Source organism: Lutibacter sp., from assembly GCF_041596795.1.
Lineage (GTDB): Bacteria > Bacteroidota > Bacteroidia > Flavobacteriales > Flavobacteriaceae > Lutibacter.
On sequence record NZ_JBFHHX010000061.1, the window covers coordinates 1 to 18,431 of the forward strand.

General features: G+C 31.2%; 9 protein-coding genes and 1 pseudogene. 1 reads left to right on the plus strand and 9 read right to left on the minus strand.

What is annotated here, in order from left to right:
- The 9 genes and pseudogenes from ABY298_RS08750 to ABY298_RS08790 all read right to left on the minus strand — a co-directional run.
- Positions 1–327 (minus strand): annotated as a pseudogene (locus ABY298_RS08750) (glycoside hydrolase family 16 protein); the annotation flags it as partial.
- 83 nt (positions 328–410) lie between these two features.
- Complete coding sequence (locus tag ABY298_RS08755) at positions 411–1,361, minus strand: hypothetical protein (protein WP_372745648.1); 951 nt, start codon at positions 1,359–1,361, stop codon at positions 411–413.
- Positions 1,362–1,390: 29 nt separating this feature from the next.
- The gene (locus ABY298_RS08760; protein ID WP_372745650.1) at positions 1,391–2,965 is read right to left on the minus strand and encodes a hypothetical protein; all 1,575 of its coding nucleotides are present in this window, start codon (positions 2,963–2,965) and stop codon (positions 1,391–1,393) included.
- Positions 2,966–2,977: 12 nt separating this feature from the next.
- Complete coding sequence (locus ABY298_RS08765; RefSeq protein ID WP_372745651.1) at positions 2,978–4,489, minus strand: RagB/SusD family nutrient uptake outer membrane protein; 1,512 nt, start codon at positions 4,487–4,489, stop codon at positions 2,978–2,980.
- 15 nt (positions 4,490–4,504) lie between these two features.
- Positions 4,505–7,600: a SusC/RagA family TonB-linked outer membrane protein gene (locus ABY298_RS08770; RefSeq protein WP_372745652.1), complete on the minus strand. Its 3,096-nt coding sequence runs from the start codon at positions 7,598–7,600 to the stop codon at positions 4,505–4,507.
- A gap of 280 nt (positions 7,601–7,880) precedes the next feature.
- A complete protein-coding gene (locus ABY298_RS08775) occupies positions 7,881–10,691 on the minus strand; it encodes a triple tyrosine motif-containing protein (RefSeq protein ID WP_372745653.1) in 2,811 nt (936 codons plus the stop codon).
- Between the two features lie 80 nt (positions 10,692–10,771).
- Positions 10,772–13,393 carry a CHASE domain-containing protein gene (locus ABY298_RS08780; RefSeq protein ID WP_372745654.1) on the minus strand — a complete coding sequence of 874 codons (2,622 nt, stop codon included), beginning with the start codon at positions 13,391–13,393 and terminating at the stop codon, positions 10,772–10,774.
- 102 nt (positions 13,394–13,495) lie between these two features.
- Positions 13,496–14,716 carry a DNA polymerase IV gene (gene dinB / locus ABY298_RS08785; RefSeq protein WP_372745655.1) on the minus strand — a complete coding sequence of 407 codons (1,221 nt, stop codon included), beginning with the start codon at positions 14,714–14,716 and terminating at the stop codon, positions 13,496–13,498.
- Positions 14,713–17,682 (minus strand): DNA polymerase III subunit alpha, encoded by a 2,970-nt coding sequence (locus ABY298_RS08790; RefSeq protein WP_372745656.1) that lies wholly within the window; start codon positions 17,680–17,682, stop codon positions 14,713–14,715. Before ABY298_RS08790 ends, dinB begins: the two co-directional genes overlap by 4 nt.
- A gap of 84 nt (positions 17,683–17,766) precedes the next feature.
- Between ABY298_RS08790 and ABY298_RS08795 the strand changes: the two genes are divergently transcribed.
- A partial coding sequence (locus ABY298_RS08795; protein ID WP_372745657.1) for an XRE family transcriptional regulator occupies positions 17,767–18,431 on the plus strand: 665 nt, incomplete at its 3' end.

Genomic DNA, 18,431 nt, shown 5'->3' on the forward strand with positions numbered 1-18,431 from the left:
ATAAACAGTATATGTAGTTGTTCCAGATCCTATATAGGTATGTGTAATAGTATTACTTGAAGTTTCTGCAACTTCACCATCTCCAAAATTTAATTTATAGGTATTTGCGTTATTAGCAGAGAAGTCGAATATTACCACTCCTGTTCCATCTCCATAAGGATTGGAAGCATCAACCCCAACAATAGTAGCTTCTAAAGTTAAATTTGAAAGTTCTTCTTCAACAACATCGTCTGAAGAAGAGCCCCCACAGCCAACCATAAAAATTATTAAAAATAAGGGTAAACCTAAAAAATATCTAAATTTTTTATTTAAAAGTATATGTTTCATTACAGAAAATTTTATCTGATTATTAAAAAATTAAAATATATCCGTGGAAAAAAATTCCACGGATATATTAAACCTAACATAAATTATTGTACTGGTGTTAATTTTAACCACCATCCGTTACCTGTTTCAGTTCCTTGTACTCTTAAGTATAAGTAATCTGAAGTAGAAACTAAAATTTCATATTCTTTTTGCAAAGAACCATATCCAATATACGCATCATCGGTTGCTAATTTAATAGCAATTTCAGTAGATGGATATGTGTCATCAACAGTGATTCCAGAACTTGATGGAACAAAGCTAAAACTAGTTGATCCACCTGTATATTCTGTATAGCAACCTTCATCACCGCTATCAGGTATACCAGGTAAATTAGTGTTTGCTCCAGTTTTTGTAAATGCTCCATCTGCAGAAGCATCAACTACTAAATTATAAGTACCGTTGGCGTTCTCAACAAATGTAAACGTAGTACTATAAAAACAAGGTGCTGATGTAACTTTTTCATCTATTCCTGCTTGCCACCAAGATGGTGATTGACTTCCCCAAGGACCTACACCAAAGTGACCAGCAACATCTTTATCAACAACCCAAGTTTTTGAACTACCATTTGTAATATTAGCTACAACTTCAGGATCTGGAACATAGTCACTTCTTACAGAAATGTCTTTTGTTAAATTGGTAGCAACTCCACCAGGACCATATGCAATTACAGAAATTCTATAGGTGTTTACACCTGGATCTGTAAATGTATGTGTTGTAGTTCCAGAAGCTAATACAGAATAATTAACTGCTGTATAATCATCAATTTTATTAAAACCAATATGGTATGTAATTGCATTGTCAGCACTTACTGTAACAACCACTTCTCCTGAACCATCTCCGTTTGGATTTTCATCTGAAATACCTACAATATCGGTATTTATAACAAGGTTTGAAGGAGCTGTTAAATCTCCAAATTCATAGGTTTCTTCCTTACAGCCAGCAATAACTGCTAACACTACTAGAAAGATTCCAATTGTATATTTTATTTTTTTCATGTTCATCATTTTAAAATTCATAATTGGTTTTATGGTTGCATTACATTATCAAAATAGTATGTTCCTGCAACGTAACTGCCACCATCCACAAATATTACTACTGTATCATAATTTCCACCTGATGTAAAATCAAATGTTAATGTTGACCAACCTGTGTTTGAAACAGCTACACTCACTTCTTCTATTACTGTTGGATTTCCATTATTATCCAAAGTTGAAGTAGAATCTTCTAATTTTAATAAAACACTGTGAGATGCACCATCATTATAAAAATCTAGAGTTATAGAAGTTTTAGTGCTTAAATCAATCCATTCATCAAGAGCAAGTTTAACTCCTTCCCATCCCCAGCTAGTTGCTGCGCCATAGTTAGTTATTTTACCTACAGGATTACTACTATCCGTTGGTGAAGAAGCAATTTCAAAACTTGAACCTAAAAATGTTTCAAATGTATTAACTTCAGCAACATCAAAAGTTATTGGTAGTTTAGCAACTGAAGAAGCAGTTTTATAAAAATAGATGTTATCTACAAATATTGTTCCTGAACCTACAAATTTAAACTGATGAATATTATCTAATGCCAAACCTAAATCTGTAAAATACGATAAAGGAATATCAAAACTGTTCCATTGATCAGCAACAAGATCTAAAGTATAGTACTTTTCATCAGCACTTGCTATACCAACTGGTAACGGATAAAAATCTATAGAATTATCTGTTGCAGACCATACATCAATATGTAAAGTTTCCATTTCAGTTACATCTTGAGCTGATCCAATTTGAATACCTTGGTAGTTTAAGTTACTATATTGTAACATTGCATCTCCATTTAAATCAAATGCAGTGTAAATAGTAGTTTGCCACCAATAAGGGTTAAAATCTGTATCAGCAACATTTGTATATTTATCACTAAAAATAGAAATGTAATCTGCTGCAACTCTATTTGGTTGTGTAGGAGCAGATGCTACAGGTTGTAAAATTTCAGTTACAACAAAATCAGTTACAATATATTCAGTTGTTGCAATTGCACCACCTTTTAATATTACTTTAATTGTATAAGTTCCTGGATCAGCATATGTATAAGAAACAGTGTCTCCAACATTTGCAGTTAAAATTGTTTCAACACCATTCTCTACAAAATACGCATCAAAATACATAGCGAATTGTGTATCGTCTGGAACAGTAACATTTACTTGTTTAGATTTAGCTGCGTCATTTTCAATTACAGGATCTGAACCAAATTCTGGTGTTTGAAAAGAAACAACTATTTCTTTTGAATAAGCTGTTTGTAATCCTGTAATTCCTTTTGCAACAATAGCTACAGTATACGTACCTTCAGCATAATAATGTGTTGCTTTTTTTCCTGCTTTTACTGAAGTTGATGAAGAACCATCTCCAAAATCAATTGCAAAAAGAACTGCACCTTCAGCGCTTGGTGTTATTGAAACTAATCCTGTATTATCTTGAGTAATTGTAAACAGCGCCTCCACATTTGTTGGAGCCTCTGCAGAATCTACAAAATCAAGATCGTTAAAAGTTTCGTCTGAACAACTCCAAAGTACCGCAACCATAAAGATTGCGCTTAAAATATATTTAAATACTTTCATAATTTTAATTTTTTAGTAGTTAGGATTTTGTACTAATTTAGTATTCTCCAATTCTCCATAAGGTATTGGGAATATCTCATGTTTACCTGCAACAAAACCTCTGTCAGCTAATTTAGTTGCTAATGTTCCATTTCTTCTTAAATCGAACCAACGTTGTCCTTCACCTGCTAACTCTAATCTTCTTTCTGCCAAAATATTAGTTAATGACACTGGAATTGAAGCTAGACCAACTCTTGCTCTTACAGCATCTAATAGTGCTTGAGCTCTTGTACCTGTTCCGCCTAAAGCTTCTGCTTCTAACAAATAGGTATCCGCTAATCTGATAATATAAGAATTTTGACGGTGGTTTAACCACATATCTCCGGCTCCTGTACTTTCTTCTGATGTTAAAGGCGCAAATTTATTTAAGAAATAACCTGTGTCTTGGTAACCTGGAGTATATGAAATTTTACCTTCTTCTGATAAAGTTTTTAAATCTAACACAGTAGCTTCAAAACGTGGATCGTCTTTAAGTAAGTTATATAATTCTGGTAAAATTGGGTTAAAACTCCATCCTGAAGAATATTCAGGAATATCATCGGTTGTGTTTAAATCTACAAACCCTCTAGGACCTACCATTGTACATACTAAATTACCTTCATCAGTATCGCTATATGAGTTAGACCAACCTGTTAATGCTAAATCAGAGTGACCAACTTCGAAAATAGATTCAGAGTTGTATTTATTATCAATATCCCATAAATCATCAAAATTATCTAACAATTTATATCCATATTGACTTGTTGATCCTGGAGTTCCGTTTACTTCTGCAAATTGTGCAGCAGCTTCAGTATTTTTACCTTGTTCTAGGTAAACTTTCCCTAAAATTGCTTGTGCAGCTCCTTTAGTTATCCTTCCATATTCACTTGATACTACTGTGCTTGGTAAAACATCAATTGCATCTAATAAATCTAATTCAATTTGAGCATAAACCTCTTCTGAACTTGCTTGTACTACATTGTACATATCTGCAGTACTTACAGGTTCGGTTAATAATGGAACGTTTTCAAATAAGCGAACTAAGTTAAAGTAATAGTAAGCTCTTAACGCTTTAGATTCTGCCATATATCTAGCTTTTAAAGACTCGTCCATAGAAATGTCCGGTAACTTTTGAATCATAATATTTGCTCTATACACTCCTTTAAAATGATCACTCCAAAATGAATCTGGAATTTCAATTGAATTTAATGTATATTTTGAAAATGATTGGATTCCGGCACCATCTGTAGAAGTTCCTCCACCTGCATAATGGTCATCAGATCCAGCATTCATCATTGTAATCATATTCTCAAATGTTCCAGAATTTTTTCTCAAGTAGTCATATGCTGCAACTAATCCTGCAAATGCTTCTGTTTCATTAGTATAATAATTCCCTGTAAGAAATGTTCCTGTTGGGGTCACCTCTAAGTAATCTTCTGAACAAGAGAATATTGTAGCCAACATTGCAACAGCCAATACTGGTAACTTATATTTTTTTAATTTCATAATTCTTATCATTTTTTAAAATTGTACGTTAAGACCCATCATAAACGACTGAGCTTGTGGATAATAACCTCTGTCAATTCCCATTACACTTCCTCCAATTTCAGGATCATAACCAGAGTAATTAGTTATTGTAAATAAGTTTTCACCTGTTACATAAAGTCTCAGTTTTGAAGCTCCAATTTTTTGAACAATTTCACTTGGTAAAGTATATCCTAACTGAATAGTTTTAAATCTGATGAAATCTCCATCTTCTAAATAGAAATCTGAGAATTTACCAAAGTTTCCGTTTGGATCACTATTTGTTAATCTAGGATAATCGTTTGATGTTCCTTCACCTGTCCATCTTTGTAATACTGATGTTTGGTGGTTTGCATTAGTAACATCTAATCTTCTTAAACCTTGGAAAATTTTATTTCCAGCAACCCCTTGTGTAAACACCATAAAGTCAAATCCTTTATAATCTAAATTAAGAGTTAAACCAAAAGTGTATTTTGGAAGTGGAGTACCTAAAAAAGTTCTATCATCATCAGTAATTTCACCATCACCATTGTTATCTACCCATTTAAAATCTCCAGGTACTGCATCTGGTTGAATTACAGTTCCTGTAGAACTTACATATGAATTAATCTCGTCTATATTTTGGAAAATTCCATTTGTTTGATATCCATAGAAAGCGTTAATTGACTGACCTACTTGGATTCTTGTAACATCTCCCATAGATTGGAATGCTGCTTCACCACTAATAAACTCTTTTCCTTCTCCTAAGTTAGTAACTTCATTTTCTAAATAAGAAACGTTTCCACTAGCTCTAAAGTTTAAATCTCCCCAACTTTTATTGTAAGAAACTTCAAACTCTAAACCTGAGTTTTTCATATCTGCAACGTTTCCTAATGGACTACCTGATGCTCCAACATATCCAGGAATTTCAACATCTTGTAAAATTCCACTTGTTTTTTTAATAAAGTAATCGAAATTAACATCGAAATTTTCTAAAACTCTTGCCTCAAAACCAATATTTGTTTGAGAAGTTTCTTCCCATTTTAAATCTGGGTTATCTGGAGCGTTTGGACTATAACCTGTGTAAATAGTACCATCTTCACCAAATGTGTAATTTCTACCACCACCTACAAGTGCTAAATATCCGAAATCTCCAATGGCATCGTTACCTGTAACACCAAAACCACCTCTAATTTTAAGTTTTGAAACCACATCATTTTCTGGCCAAAAAGATTCTTTAGACGTTACCCAACCTGCAGAAAATGAAGGGAAAAAACCAAATTTATTATTATCACCAAATCTTGAAGATCCATCACGACGAATAATACCAGTAAATAAATATTTTTCATCGTAGTTATAATTTAATCTTGAGAACAATGATATAACTTTATGTTCTGTACCTGTCCAAGAATATCCAGTTATTTGATCATCTGTAACAGAGAAGTTAAAACTAGCTTCTTCTCTAGTTGTAACAGGTAAATCATAATAAGTAACTCCAACTCCACTAGAAATTCCATCAATATATACACCTTGACCTAATAACACAGAAAAGTCATGAACTCCAATTGATTTTGAGTACGATGCAGTATTTTCTAAATTCCATCCAAAGCTTTTACTTCTACTACTATATAAATAGTTTTGAGAATTTACAATTGATGATTGTAAATAATATTCTGGTACAAATCCTTCAGATCCCCAGTATGCCATTGTTCCACTAACAGCAGATTTAAAAACTAATCCTTCCATTGGTGTAATTTCTACAAAAACATTTCCAATAACATCATCAGACCAGCCATAGTTACCTCTAACTGTTTCTTGGTAAGCTAATGGGTTAGACATTTCTTGTCCAACATAAGATGAAATACCATAAGGATTTCCATCCTCATCTGTCATAACAGCGTTAGAAGTATATAAAGAACTGTTTGCAACTACTGGATCTGTTATTACTGCAGGAGTAATTGGATCTAAATTTATTGCTGAACTTAATGGTCCACCATACTCTGAATTTGTTGTAATACCCATTGATCTTTTATGAGCATACCCTAAAGTTTGTCCAACTTTCACATAATCAGAAATTTTGTGAGTTGAATTTAATCGGATACTTTTTCTATTGAAATTAGAAATATCAGATAAAACAATACCTTCTTGATCGCTTATACCAAACGATGCATAAAATGTAGAAACCTCATTACCTCCACTTAAACTAAATTCATGTGAAGATCTTGCTGCTGAATCGTTAAAAATTACATCTTGCCAATCTGTTCCTTTACCAAGAGATGAAATATCAGAAAAAACAACTGAACCTCCGTCTGCAACAGATTTTTCATTCATAATTGCTGCATACTCTGAAGCATTTAATAATGATAGTTTTTTAGAGGCTTTAGAAACACCATAGAATGTACTATAACCAACATTTATTTTTCCTTGTTTCCCTTTTTTGGTTGTAACTAAAATTACACCCGCTGCAGCTCTTGCTCCATAAATTGCTAAGGAAGCCGCATCTTTTAATACTTCAATAGATTGGATATCAGATTGATTTAAATACCCAATTGTAGAAGAACTAACAACTACACCATCAATAACCCATAATGGATCATTAGTTCCAATAGTTGTAATACCTCTAACACGCACTGTAGATGAAGATCCTGGTTGTCCGGCATCTGCCGCAATAACCACACCCGAAACTCTACCTTGTAGTGCTTGTTCTACTCTTTCTACAGGTAACCCTTCAAGGTCTTCTGCTTTTACACTTGAAATAGCTCCAGTTACAACACTTTTCTTTTGTGTACCATAACCAACAACTACAACTTCATCTAAGCTTTGCATATCCTCAGCTAAGACTACGGTTAAACTATTTGCGCTGCTTACTACAACTTCTTTGGTTGCATATCCGACATAAGAAAAAACCAAAGAATTTCCTTTTTGAACATTTGCAATTACAAAGTTCCCGTCGAAATCTGTAGTAGCACCGTTTTTAGTACCTTTAACAACAATGGTAACACCAGGTAATGGCATTCCGTTACTGTCAGCTACATTTCCTTTAATCTCATAAGTTTGGGCCATAATACTTACGCCCATGAAACTTAGAAAAATTGATAATAAAAATGACTTCATATATTTTTTGAATTAAGTTTAGACCAAATTACTATTAAAGATTAAAGAATAATAAAATTTGACCTATACAAAAAACATACAATTGAAAATTAAATAAATGTTAATTTTACATATAATTATGTTAATATTAACATAAAATTCAGTGTTTAAAAGGCTTAAAGCCGATTTTTTAACGCAACAAAAATTAAAAAAAGAGGTTAAACAGTCTTCTAACTAAAACCTTATAGTTTGGCACATGTTGTGGTAATGTTGAGGTGGTTTTTGATTTTGTTGCGTTAAATTAAAGTTCTAGAATATACTCAACAAGGCTTTTTTCGTGAGCAAGATCCATTTTCTTTCTTAACCGGTATCTTTTTATCTCAACACTTCTATCGGAAATGTTTAAAAGTGGTGCTATTTCTTTAGAGGATAAGTTTAGTCGTAAATATGCACATAACCTTAAATCGTTAGGTGTTAAATTTGGATGCGCTACCTTTACTTTTTTCAAGAAATCGCTATCTGCATTGTTAAACGCTTCTTGAAACATTTCCCAATCGCTGGTATTAGATAAATTTTTATTGATAATTTTAATAACAGGCTTTACGTTTTGATCATCTTTTACATCGCCCAATTCATTTTTAATAGTATTTAAAAGCTCATTCTTTTTTATAATACTCATTGTTGAAGCGGATAATTCACGCGTTTTACTCTCAATTTCAGATTGTAGCTTTTCGTTTCTTAACTTCATTATTTCTTTTTCATTTTCTAATTGAGTTAAAGAAAATTCACGCTGCTTTTTATCCATTAAGCTTTTCTTTTGCTTTGTATAATATCTTTTATAAAGCGTATGAATTAAAGACCAAAGCACAAAAAACAACAGCACATATACTACTATAATCTCATTTGATAAATACCATGGTCTTTTTATAGTAAATGAGAAAGTTGCAACATTATTAGATATTTTACCACCAATTCTAGCTTTTACATTAAAGGTATAATCTCCATACGGAAGATTTTTAAAAATTACTTCGGACTCTTTAGACCACGCCGACCATTCATCATACATTCCTTTTAATTGGTACTGATAGTTTATTTCGGCATATTTATAATATTCTGGAGCGCTAAATTTAAATGAAACATTGTTTTCCTTATTTTTAAATGCTGCTTCACTATTTAATGCCACCGGAATTGAACCAATATTAATGGTTCCTTTATCTATAGAATTAATATGAACCGCGAAATCTAGCGGTTTTATTTTTTTTAAGTCTACTATTATATAACCTTCCGAAGCTCCAAATAAATAAGATTCATCTTTTAAATGTAATACGTTTTCAAAGCCTGCTATAAATTTTCTAGAAGTTGCTTCTAATGGTATTTTAGAAATATTAGAAACATTATTTAATTTTCCGGGTGAAAAATAAAACATACCTTTTTCAGTAAAACCCCATAAGGTTTTGGTGCTCTCTATATTAATTAATCTGCCAGAAACATAGCTATCATCTTTTACTAAATAATTATCTAATAAAGTATTCTTCTCAAAATTTTTAAATTCATCATTAAATTTAAAAATACCCAAATTTGAAGTGTATAACACGTCTCCTTGATAACTCGCTATACCAGATCTAAGTGCTTTTTGAACATTTTTAAAAATTCTATAATTTAAAACCTCTGTATAATCATTATTTAATTCAATTCTAAAAACCCCTTTATATTCATGATTCATTAAAATACTGCCGTCTTTTGCAAATTCAAAATACCTACTTGTAGGGTTAAACCCTTTTATTTTATTTCTAAACTGCCAGCTGCCATTTTTCTTTTCAATAACATTAAAACCACTATAACATCCTTGAATTAATAAATTTTTATTTTTCTTAACAGGTTTTATTTCCATAGTACCCATCATATCCGACAAAAGCTTTATACCACTATCATTTAAAACGAAGGTACCTTTATTATGGCCGCAAAACAGTGTATTATCGTAAACTTTTAAACACCAAACTTGTCCTTCTGTACCATTAATAAAAGTAAAATCGTAATTTGTTCCCAAATTCTTGTAAAAAAGCCCTTGATTAGTACCTAAATACAATTTATTATTAAAAATAGCCGACGCATAAACAGCGCCTAACTTACCACGGAAATCGTTATAAATTTTAAATGGCGAATTAAAGTTTATAAAACTAATACCATTATCTAACCCTAACCATAAATTATTTTCAACATCTTCAAAAATGGCTAAAATAGTGTTGTTATTTAAACCTTTTTCTTGATTAACATGCAGTAATAAATTTCCATTTTTATCTAAATGATACATTCCGTCAGAAATGGTTCCTAAAACAAAACTTCCATCAGACAATTGTAAACTACTGTATACACTAATTGCCGAAATAATAGAATTCGCTGCAATATTCCACTTAATTAATTCTTTATTATTTAAATAATAAAAACCTTCATTTTGGGTTTGATACAATATTTTATCATCCGATTTAAAAATATTTACTAGAATACTATTTCTTAAAAGTGGATGATCTGAAACTAATACAGGCTTTCCGTTTTCAATTTTAAAAACACCTTCTTCCATTTTCTGGAAATAGATACCATCGCCAACTTTAAAAGCTTTTGGAAGTTGAGTATCATAATTAATTATTTTAATAGATTCATCTATCGTGTTATAGATATATATTCTGTTTAGTGACTGAAACAATACCCAATTATCAAAATTTAAAATATTCCAAAAATCTTCTTCAATTAACGATTCTTTTATTTTACTACTAATAGATGTATAATATAGGTTTCCAAATTCGTTTCTTTTCCAGTAACCGAATTCCATATAACAACCTGTATATATTTTGTTTTCATGTGCATTTACAGAGCGCATTACAGTATTATTTGGAGAGGCATAAATTCTCCATTTTGCACCATCAAACTCTAACAAACCACTGTTATTGGCTACATAAATGTATTTTTCTTTTGATTGAGATATGGACCAGTTCTGATTTTCTCCATTATAAATTGTAGGTGAATAATTTTTTATTGGAGGTAATTCTTGTGCACATATTCCAATTGAAAATAATATAAGTAAAAAATTAAATACTATAGTTTTATTAAATTTCATGTATACTTTTATATTGAAGTTATTACAATATTACAACTTTAAATAGTAATATTGACGGGCCTTTTTTGAAAATTTTATAGTTAAATTATTTCCTGTAAGTGCTTTTTAAGCATACTTTTAAAGCTTTCAACACTTATAGGTTTAGAAATAAAATCGTTAAAACCAAGAGACATTGCTTTGTTAATTTCATCTACTGAGGAATAGGCCGATTGCGCAACAACAATTAGCTCTGGATATATTTTTTTAATTTCAACAACAGCTTCAAAACCACTCATTACAGGCATTTTTAAATCCATTAAAACCAATTTTATAGTTTTATCTGTTACGCAGTAATTTATTGCTTCCTTTCCGTTTTTTGCGTGTAAAATATTACAGTTAAGTTTTAAAACATCATTTATTAATGTTTCTAAAAACAAGTAATTTACCTCTTCATCTTCAGCAATTAAAATAGTATACTTATCTTCTATTACTGTTTTTGAATTTTCTTCGTTATTAATTGAGTGTACTTTTTTATAAGGAATTGTAATAAAAAACGTGGTTCCAATTCCTTTTTTAGACTCTAAACGAATTTGTCCACCAATTAACTCAACATTTTCTTTAACAATTGACAAACCTAACCCAAGGCCGCCTGTTTTTTTAGACAACTCCATTTCTGCCTGTGCAAACCTCTCAAATATCTGTTCATGCTTTTCTTCATCAATTCCAACACCAGTATCTTTTATATAAATTTCAAGTTCCTTATTTATTAATGTATAACCAATCTCAACAAAACCTTCATTTGTAAATTTTAATGAATTTTCTAATAAGTTACTTAAAATCTTATTTAGCTTAGATTTATCACTTAAAATAGTACTCTCGGCGTTTGATAGATTATTTTTTATATATAAAGGAATTTTATTTTCTTTTGCTTTTATATCAAAAACCGAAAACAATTCTAACAATAAATCATTTAAACACACTTCACTTTCAACAAATCTAACTTGCTTGGTTCCTAACCTAGAAATTTCAATAATATCATCAATAATATGCAATAATTGTTGTCCGCTACTTTGAACAATTTGAATATAATTCTTTCTTTTTGCCTCACTTAAATCTGGATTCAATAAAAAATCCGTAAATCCAAGTATCCCATTCATTGGTGTTCTAATTTCATGAGACATGTTATTTAAAAACTCTGTTTTTAATCGGTTACTCTCTTCCGCTTTTCCTTTTGATACAATTAATTCATTTTCTATTTTCTTCTGTTCAGTAATATCAATCTCAATTCCATCCCAACAAATTTCACCTTTGAACAACCTTGGTTTGGAGCTAAAATACGACCATCTAATAGAATTGTCTGGATTTAAAATTCTTGCTTCCAATTTTAAAACAGACATATTTTCAATGGCAATTTTTTCTTTTTCTTGCACCTTTAAAACATCTTCTGGATGAATTCTTCCATAAATTAAATTGGAATTTTCTTTTGCTTGTTCAACAGTACAACCATATAATTGTTTTACATTGTCACTAACATAGGTAAATTTTCTTTCAGTTTCATTAATTGAAATAACCTGATAAATCATACCATTTGCCAAGTTATTAGAAATAAGCTTTAATTGTTCCTCACTTTCTTCTGCAGCTTCTTTTGCTACAATAAGCTCTTCATTTTTCTTACTTAAGTCTAACGTTAGATTTTCAGCTATTCTTTTTCCTAAATTAGCTGTGTTAGATAATGAAAAAACTAAAAAACTTAGTAACAAACTAATTATAAAGCCTGCAATAAGCGCTAAAAAGGCAATAGTTTGAAAAAAACTAACTTTGGGTTGTTTAAACTGAAAAGTCCATGTTTTATTATTAAACTCTATAGCAGCAACTAAGGTGTTTACTGCATTATCTACTGCATTATAATTAACTTCAGAATTGTATAAAAGAAATTCTGAAGACAAATTATCACCATCATAAATTTTAAGCTGAACATTATCATCATTCGCTAAATTATATTGGTCCATTACTCCTTCTAAAAAATCATTAACTCTAAAAGAAATAGCAGCCCAGCCAGTTACAGCCTTTCTGCGTTCGCTTATAGTTTTTATAGCTGCATCTCTTTTAAAAATTGGCGAATAAATAACAATTCCGGGTTGCCCATTACTTGAACCTTCTTGAATAAGTGTTACTTTATTTGTTAAAATTGCCGTATTTAAATCTCGTGATTCCTGTAAAGCTTCCCGCATTTTTGGGTTTGAACTGATGTTAAACCCTAAAGCTTTTAAATTTCTACCAGCTAAAGGCTCTATAAAAGTTATAGGTGTATACACTTCTGAAACAGACTCAGGGTAAATGGCGTAATTAGTGTTAAATTCTGCTTTAAATCTTTTGTTATGATTTTCTAATTGTGCTTTTGGCACTTTTAATATATAAACAACACCTTGAAAACCTTTTAATGACTTACTAACCTTACTCTTTTCAACAAAAAATTTCCAATCTTCTCTGGTAATTGTATCAGAAGCCATAAAAAATGCGGAGCTACTTTGAGAAAATTGAATATAAGCATCTAATCTACTTTGAATTTTAGATTTCACATCATTAGCCGCAATCTCTAATTGTTGCTGTTCAATTTTTTCAGTGTTTTTCCAAACAAAATAAGCCGCAACAACAGAGAAGCCTATTCCCATAATAAGTATTATTAAAGGAATTAAATATGTTCTGTTTTTTGTTTTGGGCATTATTTTTAGAAATTCAAATTTTCCCCGCAAATTAACACATTTTATTATCCTAACAAAACCAAAAAAAACAAACAACTATTACTTTCTGTATTTACCTCATTTTCACCTTCTTCTATTCGCTAACAACGGTGGCGGCTCACCATTAAACGGATTCCATCGACTAATACTTTTTGCACCCATACCAGATGCTCTAATAACCGCTCTATCTCCATAACGTTCGCGCATTTTATCCATAGCTTGGTACAAATTCATTATTTTATCATTGTCTTCAAATAAATTAATTTGATGTCCGCCACTTACCAATTCACTAAACTTTACGCCAATTAAACGCACTAACAATCTGCGCTGATACAAACTTTCATACAATTCCATTACAATTGGTAAAATAGCGTGATCGGATGAACTGTACGCTATTTTTTTTTGTTTGGTATAGGTTTGAAAATCTGAGTATCTAATTTTAAATGTAACACAAGCCGTTAATTTATTACCTCTTCTTAGTTGATAAATTAAATTTTCGGTCATTGCTACAATAATGCTTTTTAGTTTTACAATATCTGTTGTGTCTTTATCAAAAGTCCGTTCGGTAGAAATAGATTTACGCTCGTGGTATTTTATAACTGGCGTATTGTCTATTCCATTGGCTTTTTTCCAAATAGTTCCGCCCGATTTTCCAAATACCTTTTCCATCATAGCAATAGGCATTTCTTGTACGGTTTTTATGCGTTTAATTCCTAAATCACACAAAATATTATACGTTTTCTCGCCCACCATTGGTATTTTTCTAACCGATAATGGTGCTAAAAAAAACTTTTCTGTTCCGTTGTTTATGCGTAACTCATTGTTTGGTTTTGCTTCGCCAGTGGCAATTTTTGAAACTGTTTTATTAATAGATAAGCCAAATGAAATTGGCAAGCCTGTTTCTTTTATAATTTTTTGACGCAATTCTGAAGCTAGTTGATTGCAACCAAAAAATTTATCCATTCCGGTTAAATCAATATAAAATTCATCTATAGATGATTTTTCATACAACGGAACGGCATCATTAATAACATCGGTTACTAACTTTGAATATTTAGTGTAAATTCCACTATTTCCACGCAATATAATTGCCTCTGGACATAATTGTTTTGCCATTCGCATGGGCATTGCAGAGTGTACGCCATATTTACGCGCTTCGTAACTGCAACTTGCTACAACTCCTCTATCCGATGTTCCTCCAATTAACACTGGTTTTCCTTCCAATCTGCTATCCATTAACCGCTCGCACGACACAAAAAATGTGTCTAAATCCATATGTACAATACTTCGTTCCAAATTACTCATATCGCTAATTTTTTAGGTTCATCGGCATACCGAGGATCTTGAATAATGGCCAATTTTTCAATTATTTCAACCTCAACAGCTACACAATCAAATTCCTCAGTCACTTTTCCTGTAATTTTATAAACACCTCTTCCTTTTAATGGGTATTTTTTTGCAACTGGCGGAAAATGAACCGTATCAATATGATCGCCATTGGTATCAACAAAAGTTCCAAAATACATTAAATCGCCTTTACTGGTTACGGTTCTTTTTGCGGTTACATAATAGCCATAAACAGTTACCGTTTTGCCTATATTTTGCAATAAATCTACAGCCATTAATAACGTTGAGATTGGATTTAACAGCAATTGAAACGGACTGCATAACGGAAACCCTAAATATTGAATTTCATCAAAAGCATCTTCAAAAGCATTGCAATTTAATTGTGGAGTATTATAGGTTACTTTTTCCGATTTAAAGAGTGTTTCTACGTGTTCTTCCAGCTCTACTTTATTCACTTTCATATAGGCTTCCCACAATAATTCTCGCTTATTTCTACCTGTAAATTTAAAAGCATTTACTTTTATTAAAATAGCTAATTGTTGTAATGAAATTGCTACGCGCTCAATAAAATCGTCCAAATCTATAAAAGCACCGTTTTTAGTGCGTTCTTTTACAATTTTTGATGCGTTTTTTACTTCAAAACTTTCCAACATTATAAAACCTAAATAAATAGTTTTTCCTTCAATATAATTTTGATGATACGATTTATTAATACTTGGCGGTTGAATAATTGCTCCGTTCATACGCGCTTCGTGCACATAATACTCTGGCCGGTAAAAACCGCCAAAATTGTTGAGTGTTGCCACCATATATTCTAATGGATAATAGGCTTTTAAAAATAAACTTTGATAACTTTCCACTGCGTACGATGCCGAATGACCTTTGGCAAATGCATATCCTGCAAAGCTTTCTATTTGTCGCCATATTTCTGAAGTAAGTTCAAAACTATGTCCTTTTGCATTACAATTTTCAAAAAACTGATGTTTTACTTTTAAAAATTCTTCTTTTGAACGGAATTTACCACTCATTCCTCGGCGCAACATATCGGCTTCACCTAAATTTAAACCACCAAAATAATGTGCCACCTTAATTACATCTTCTTGGTATACCATAACTCCATACGTTTCGGGCATAATTTCTAACAAAATAGGATGTGCTTCTTTTCGTTTTGAAGGATTTCTGTACCGTAAAATATACTCGCGCATCATTCCTGATTTTGCAACACCTGGTCGAATTACAGAACTTGCAGCTACCAAACCCAAATAATTATCTACTTGTAATTTTTTTAGTAACATACGCATTGCAGGTGATTCTACATAAAAACAACCAATTGCTTTGGCATTTTTTAGCATAACCTTTATTTTTTCGTCTTCTTTAAATCGTTTAATATCATGAATATCAATAGCTGAATGTGTTGGATGATTGTATTTGATAATATCTACAGCTTCACGAATTTTTCCTAAACCACGTTGACTTAAAATATCAAATTTATACAAGCCTATATTTTCGGCTACCACCATATCAAACATAGCAGTTGAAAATCCTTTAGGTGGTAAATATGTTGCTGTGTAATAATTAATTGGTTTTTCTGAAATTAAAATACCACCCGGATGAATACCCAAATAATTAGGAAAACCCTGAATGTATTTACTGTAAATTAATACTAATTTAGATAAATTATCTAACGTATTTGGGTTGTATTGATATGTAGTTAACTTATCTATCTCTTCTTTTGGAAGCCCAAAAACTTTACCCAATTCACGTACCGAAGCTTTGTATTTAAAGGTATTATACACTGCTATTAACGAGGTGTTTTTAAATCTGGAAAAAATAAAGTTCATAATATCATCTCTATCTCTCCACGAAAAATCCAAGTCAAAATCGGGCGGATTGGTACGGTATAAATTAATAAAACGTTCAAAATATAAATCTAGTTCAATAGGATCTACATCGGTAATTCGTAATAAATACGCCACAATACTGTTGGCACCGCTTCCTCTGCCTACATAATAATACTGTTTGCTTCGTGCATATTTTAAAATTTTCCAATTAATTAAAAAGTACGATACAAATTGTTTTTGCTGAATAATTTCCAACTCCTTTTCTAATCGTGTAAATACCCGTTTTCCTATTTTTTTATACCTATAATTTAAGCCTTCGTATGCTAGTTTTCGGAGTAATTTTATATCTAACTCTTTATTATTGGTATATGTGTTTTGGTTTTTTGGAACAGTATTTAAAAAATCGAAATGTATAGAACAGGCTTCTATAATTTTTTGAGTATTTGCAATAATTTGAGGAAATTCCGCATACAATTCTTTTAAAACATCAACAGGTACAGCAATATCGGTTTCTGCACCTTGTTCTGTTTTTGGCAATTTACTTAACAGCGTATTAGTATCAATAGCGCGCAATAACCTATGCGTGTTAAATCCTTTTTTATGCTGAAAGGATACCGTTTTTAACACTACCAATTTTTCTTGTTGAAATCGCCAATCTGAAAATTTTAAATAATTTAAATCTGATGGTTTTACACCAATAAATTCGTTTTCCTTCAACTCAAAAACCGTAGTTTGAAACGGATAAATAACAAATGTATTAGAAATGTATTTTGCCCTTTTTGGAATATGTAATTTATCTAAATGCAACAAATCAGATAAATACAAATTAAGTTGCTCTAACCCTTTGTTATTTTTTGCTAAAATTACAAATTCTTGTTGCGCTCCGTTTCTAAAATCTATACCCAAAATTGGTTTTATTGCGTATTTTTTAGCCAAACGCACAATATCTAAATGCGCAGAAGTACTATTAATATCCGTTAACGCAAAAGCTGTTGCTCCAATTTGTTTTAGCAGTTGTAGCAAGGCTTCCGGACTTATTGTTCCATAACGTAAACTATAATATGTATGTGTATTTAAATACATTTTTTGCCTAAATATTTTTCCGTATTATTTATTTTGCTAAATTAGCTCAAAATATTAGCAGTTATTGCTCACAATTTTATCATTATGAATTTTCTTTCTAACAATATTAAACACATTAGAACCTTAAAGGGTTTAACTCAAGAACAGTTTGCAGAAGACTTAAAAGTATCGCGTTCAAGAATAAGTTCTTATGAAGAAAACAGAGCTATTCCGCCTATTGATTTTTTAGTTCAACTATCGGATTATTTTAATATTCCTATAGATATTTTAATAAAAAACAACTTATCAAGTGCTAAAGACGCTTCGTTTATTGAAGTTGGAAACAGACGCATTTTATTTCCTATTACTATTAATGGAGCCGATGAAGATTTAATAGAAATTGTACCTATTGAAGCTTCTGCAGGCTATTTACAAGGCTATGCAGATCCGGAATATATTGAGCATTTAGCAAAAATTAAATTACCTTTTTTACCTACTGGCACACACAGAGCTTTTCCAATAAAAGGCGATTCTATGTTACCTGTAAAAAGTGGCTCTTATATTGTAGCAAAATTTATTGAAGATATTAGAGATATTAAAAACGGTAGAACCTACATTGTACTTTCTAAAAGCGAAGGAATGGTGTATAAACGTGTTTTTAAAAAATTAGAAGAACACAATATGTTATTAATGGTTTCTGATAATAAAAAATACGATCCTTATTATTTACCCGCAGAAGATGTACTTGAAATTTGGGAGTTTACCTGTAG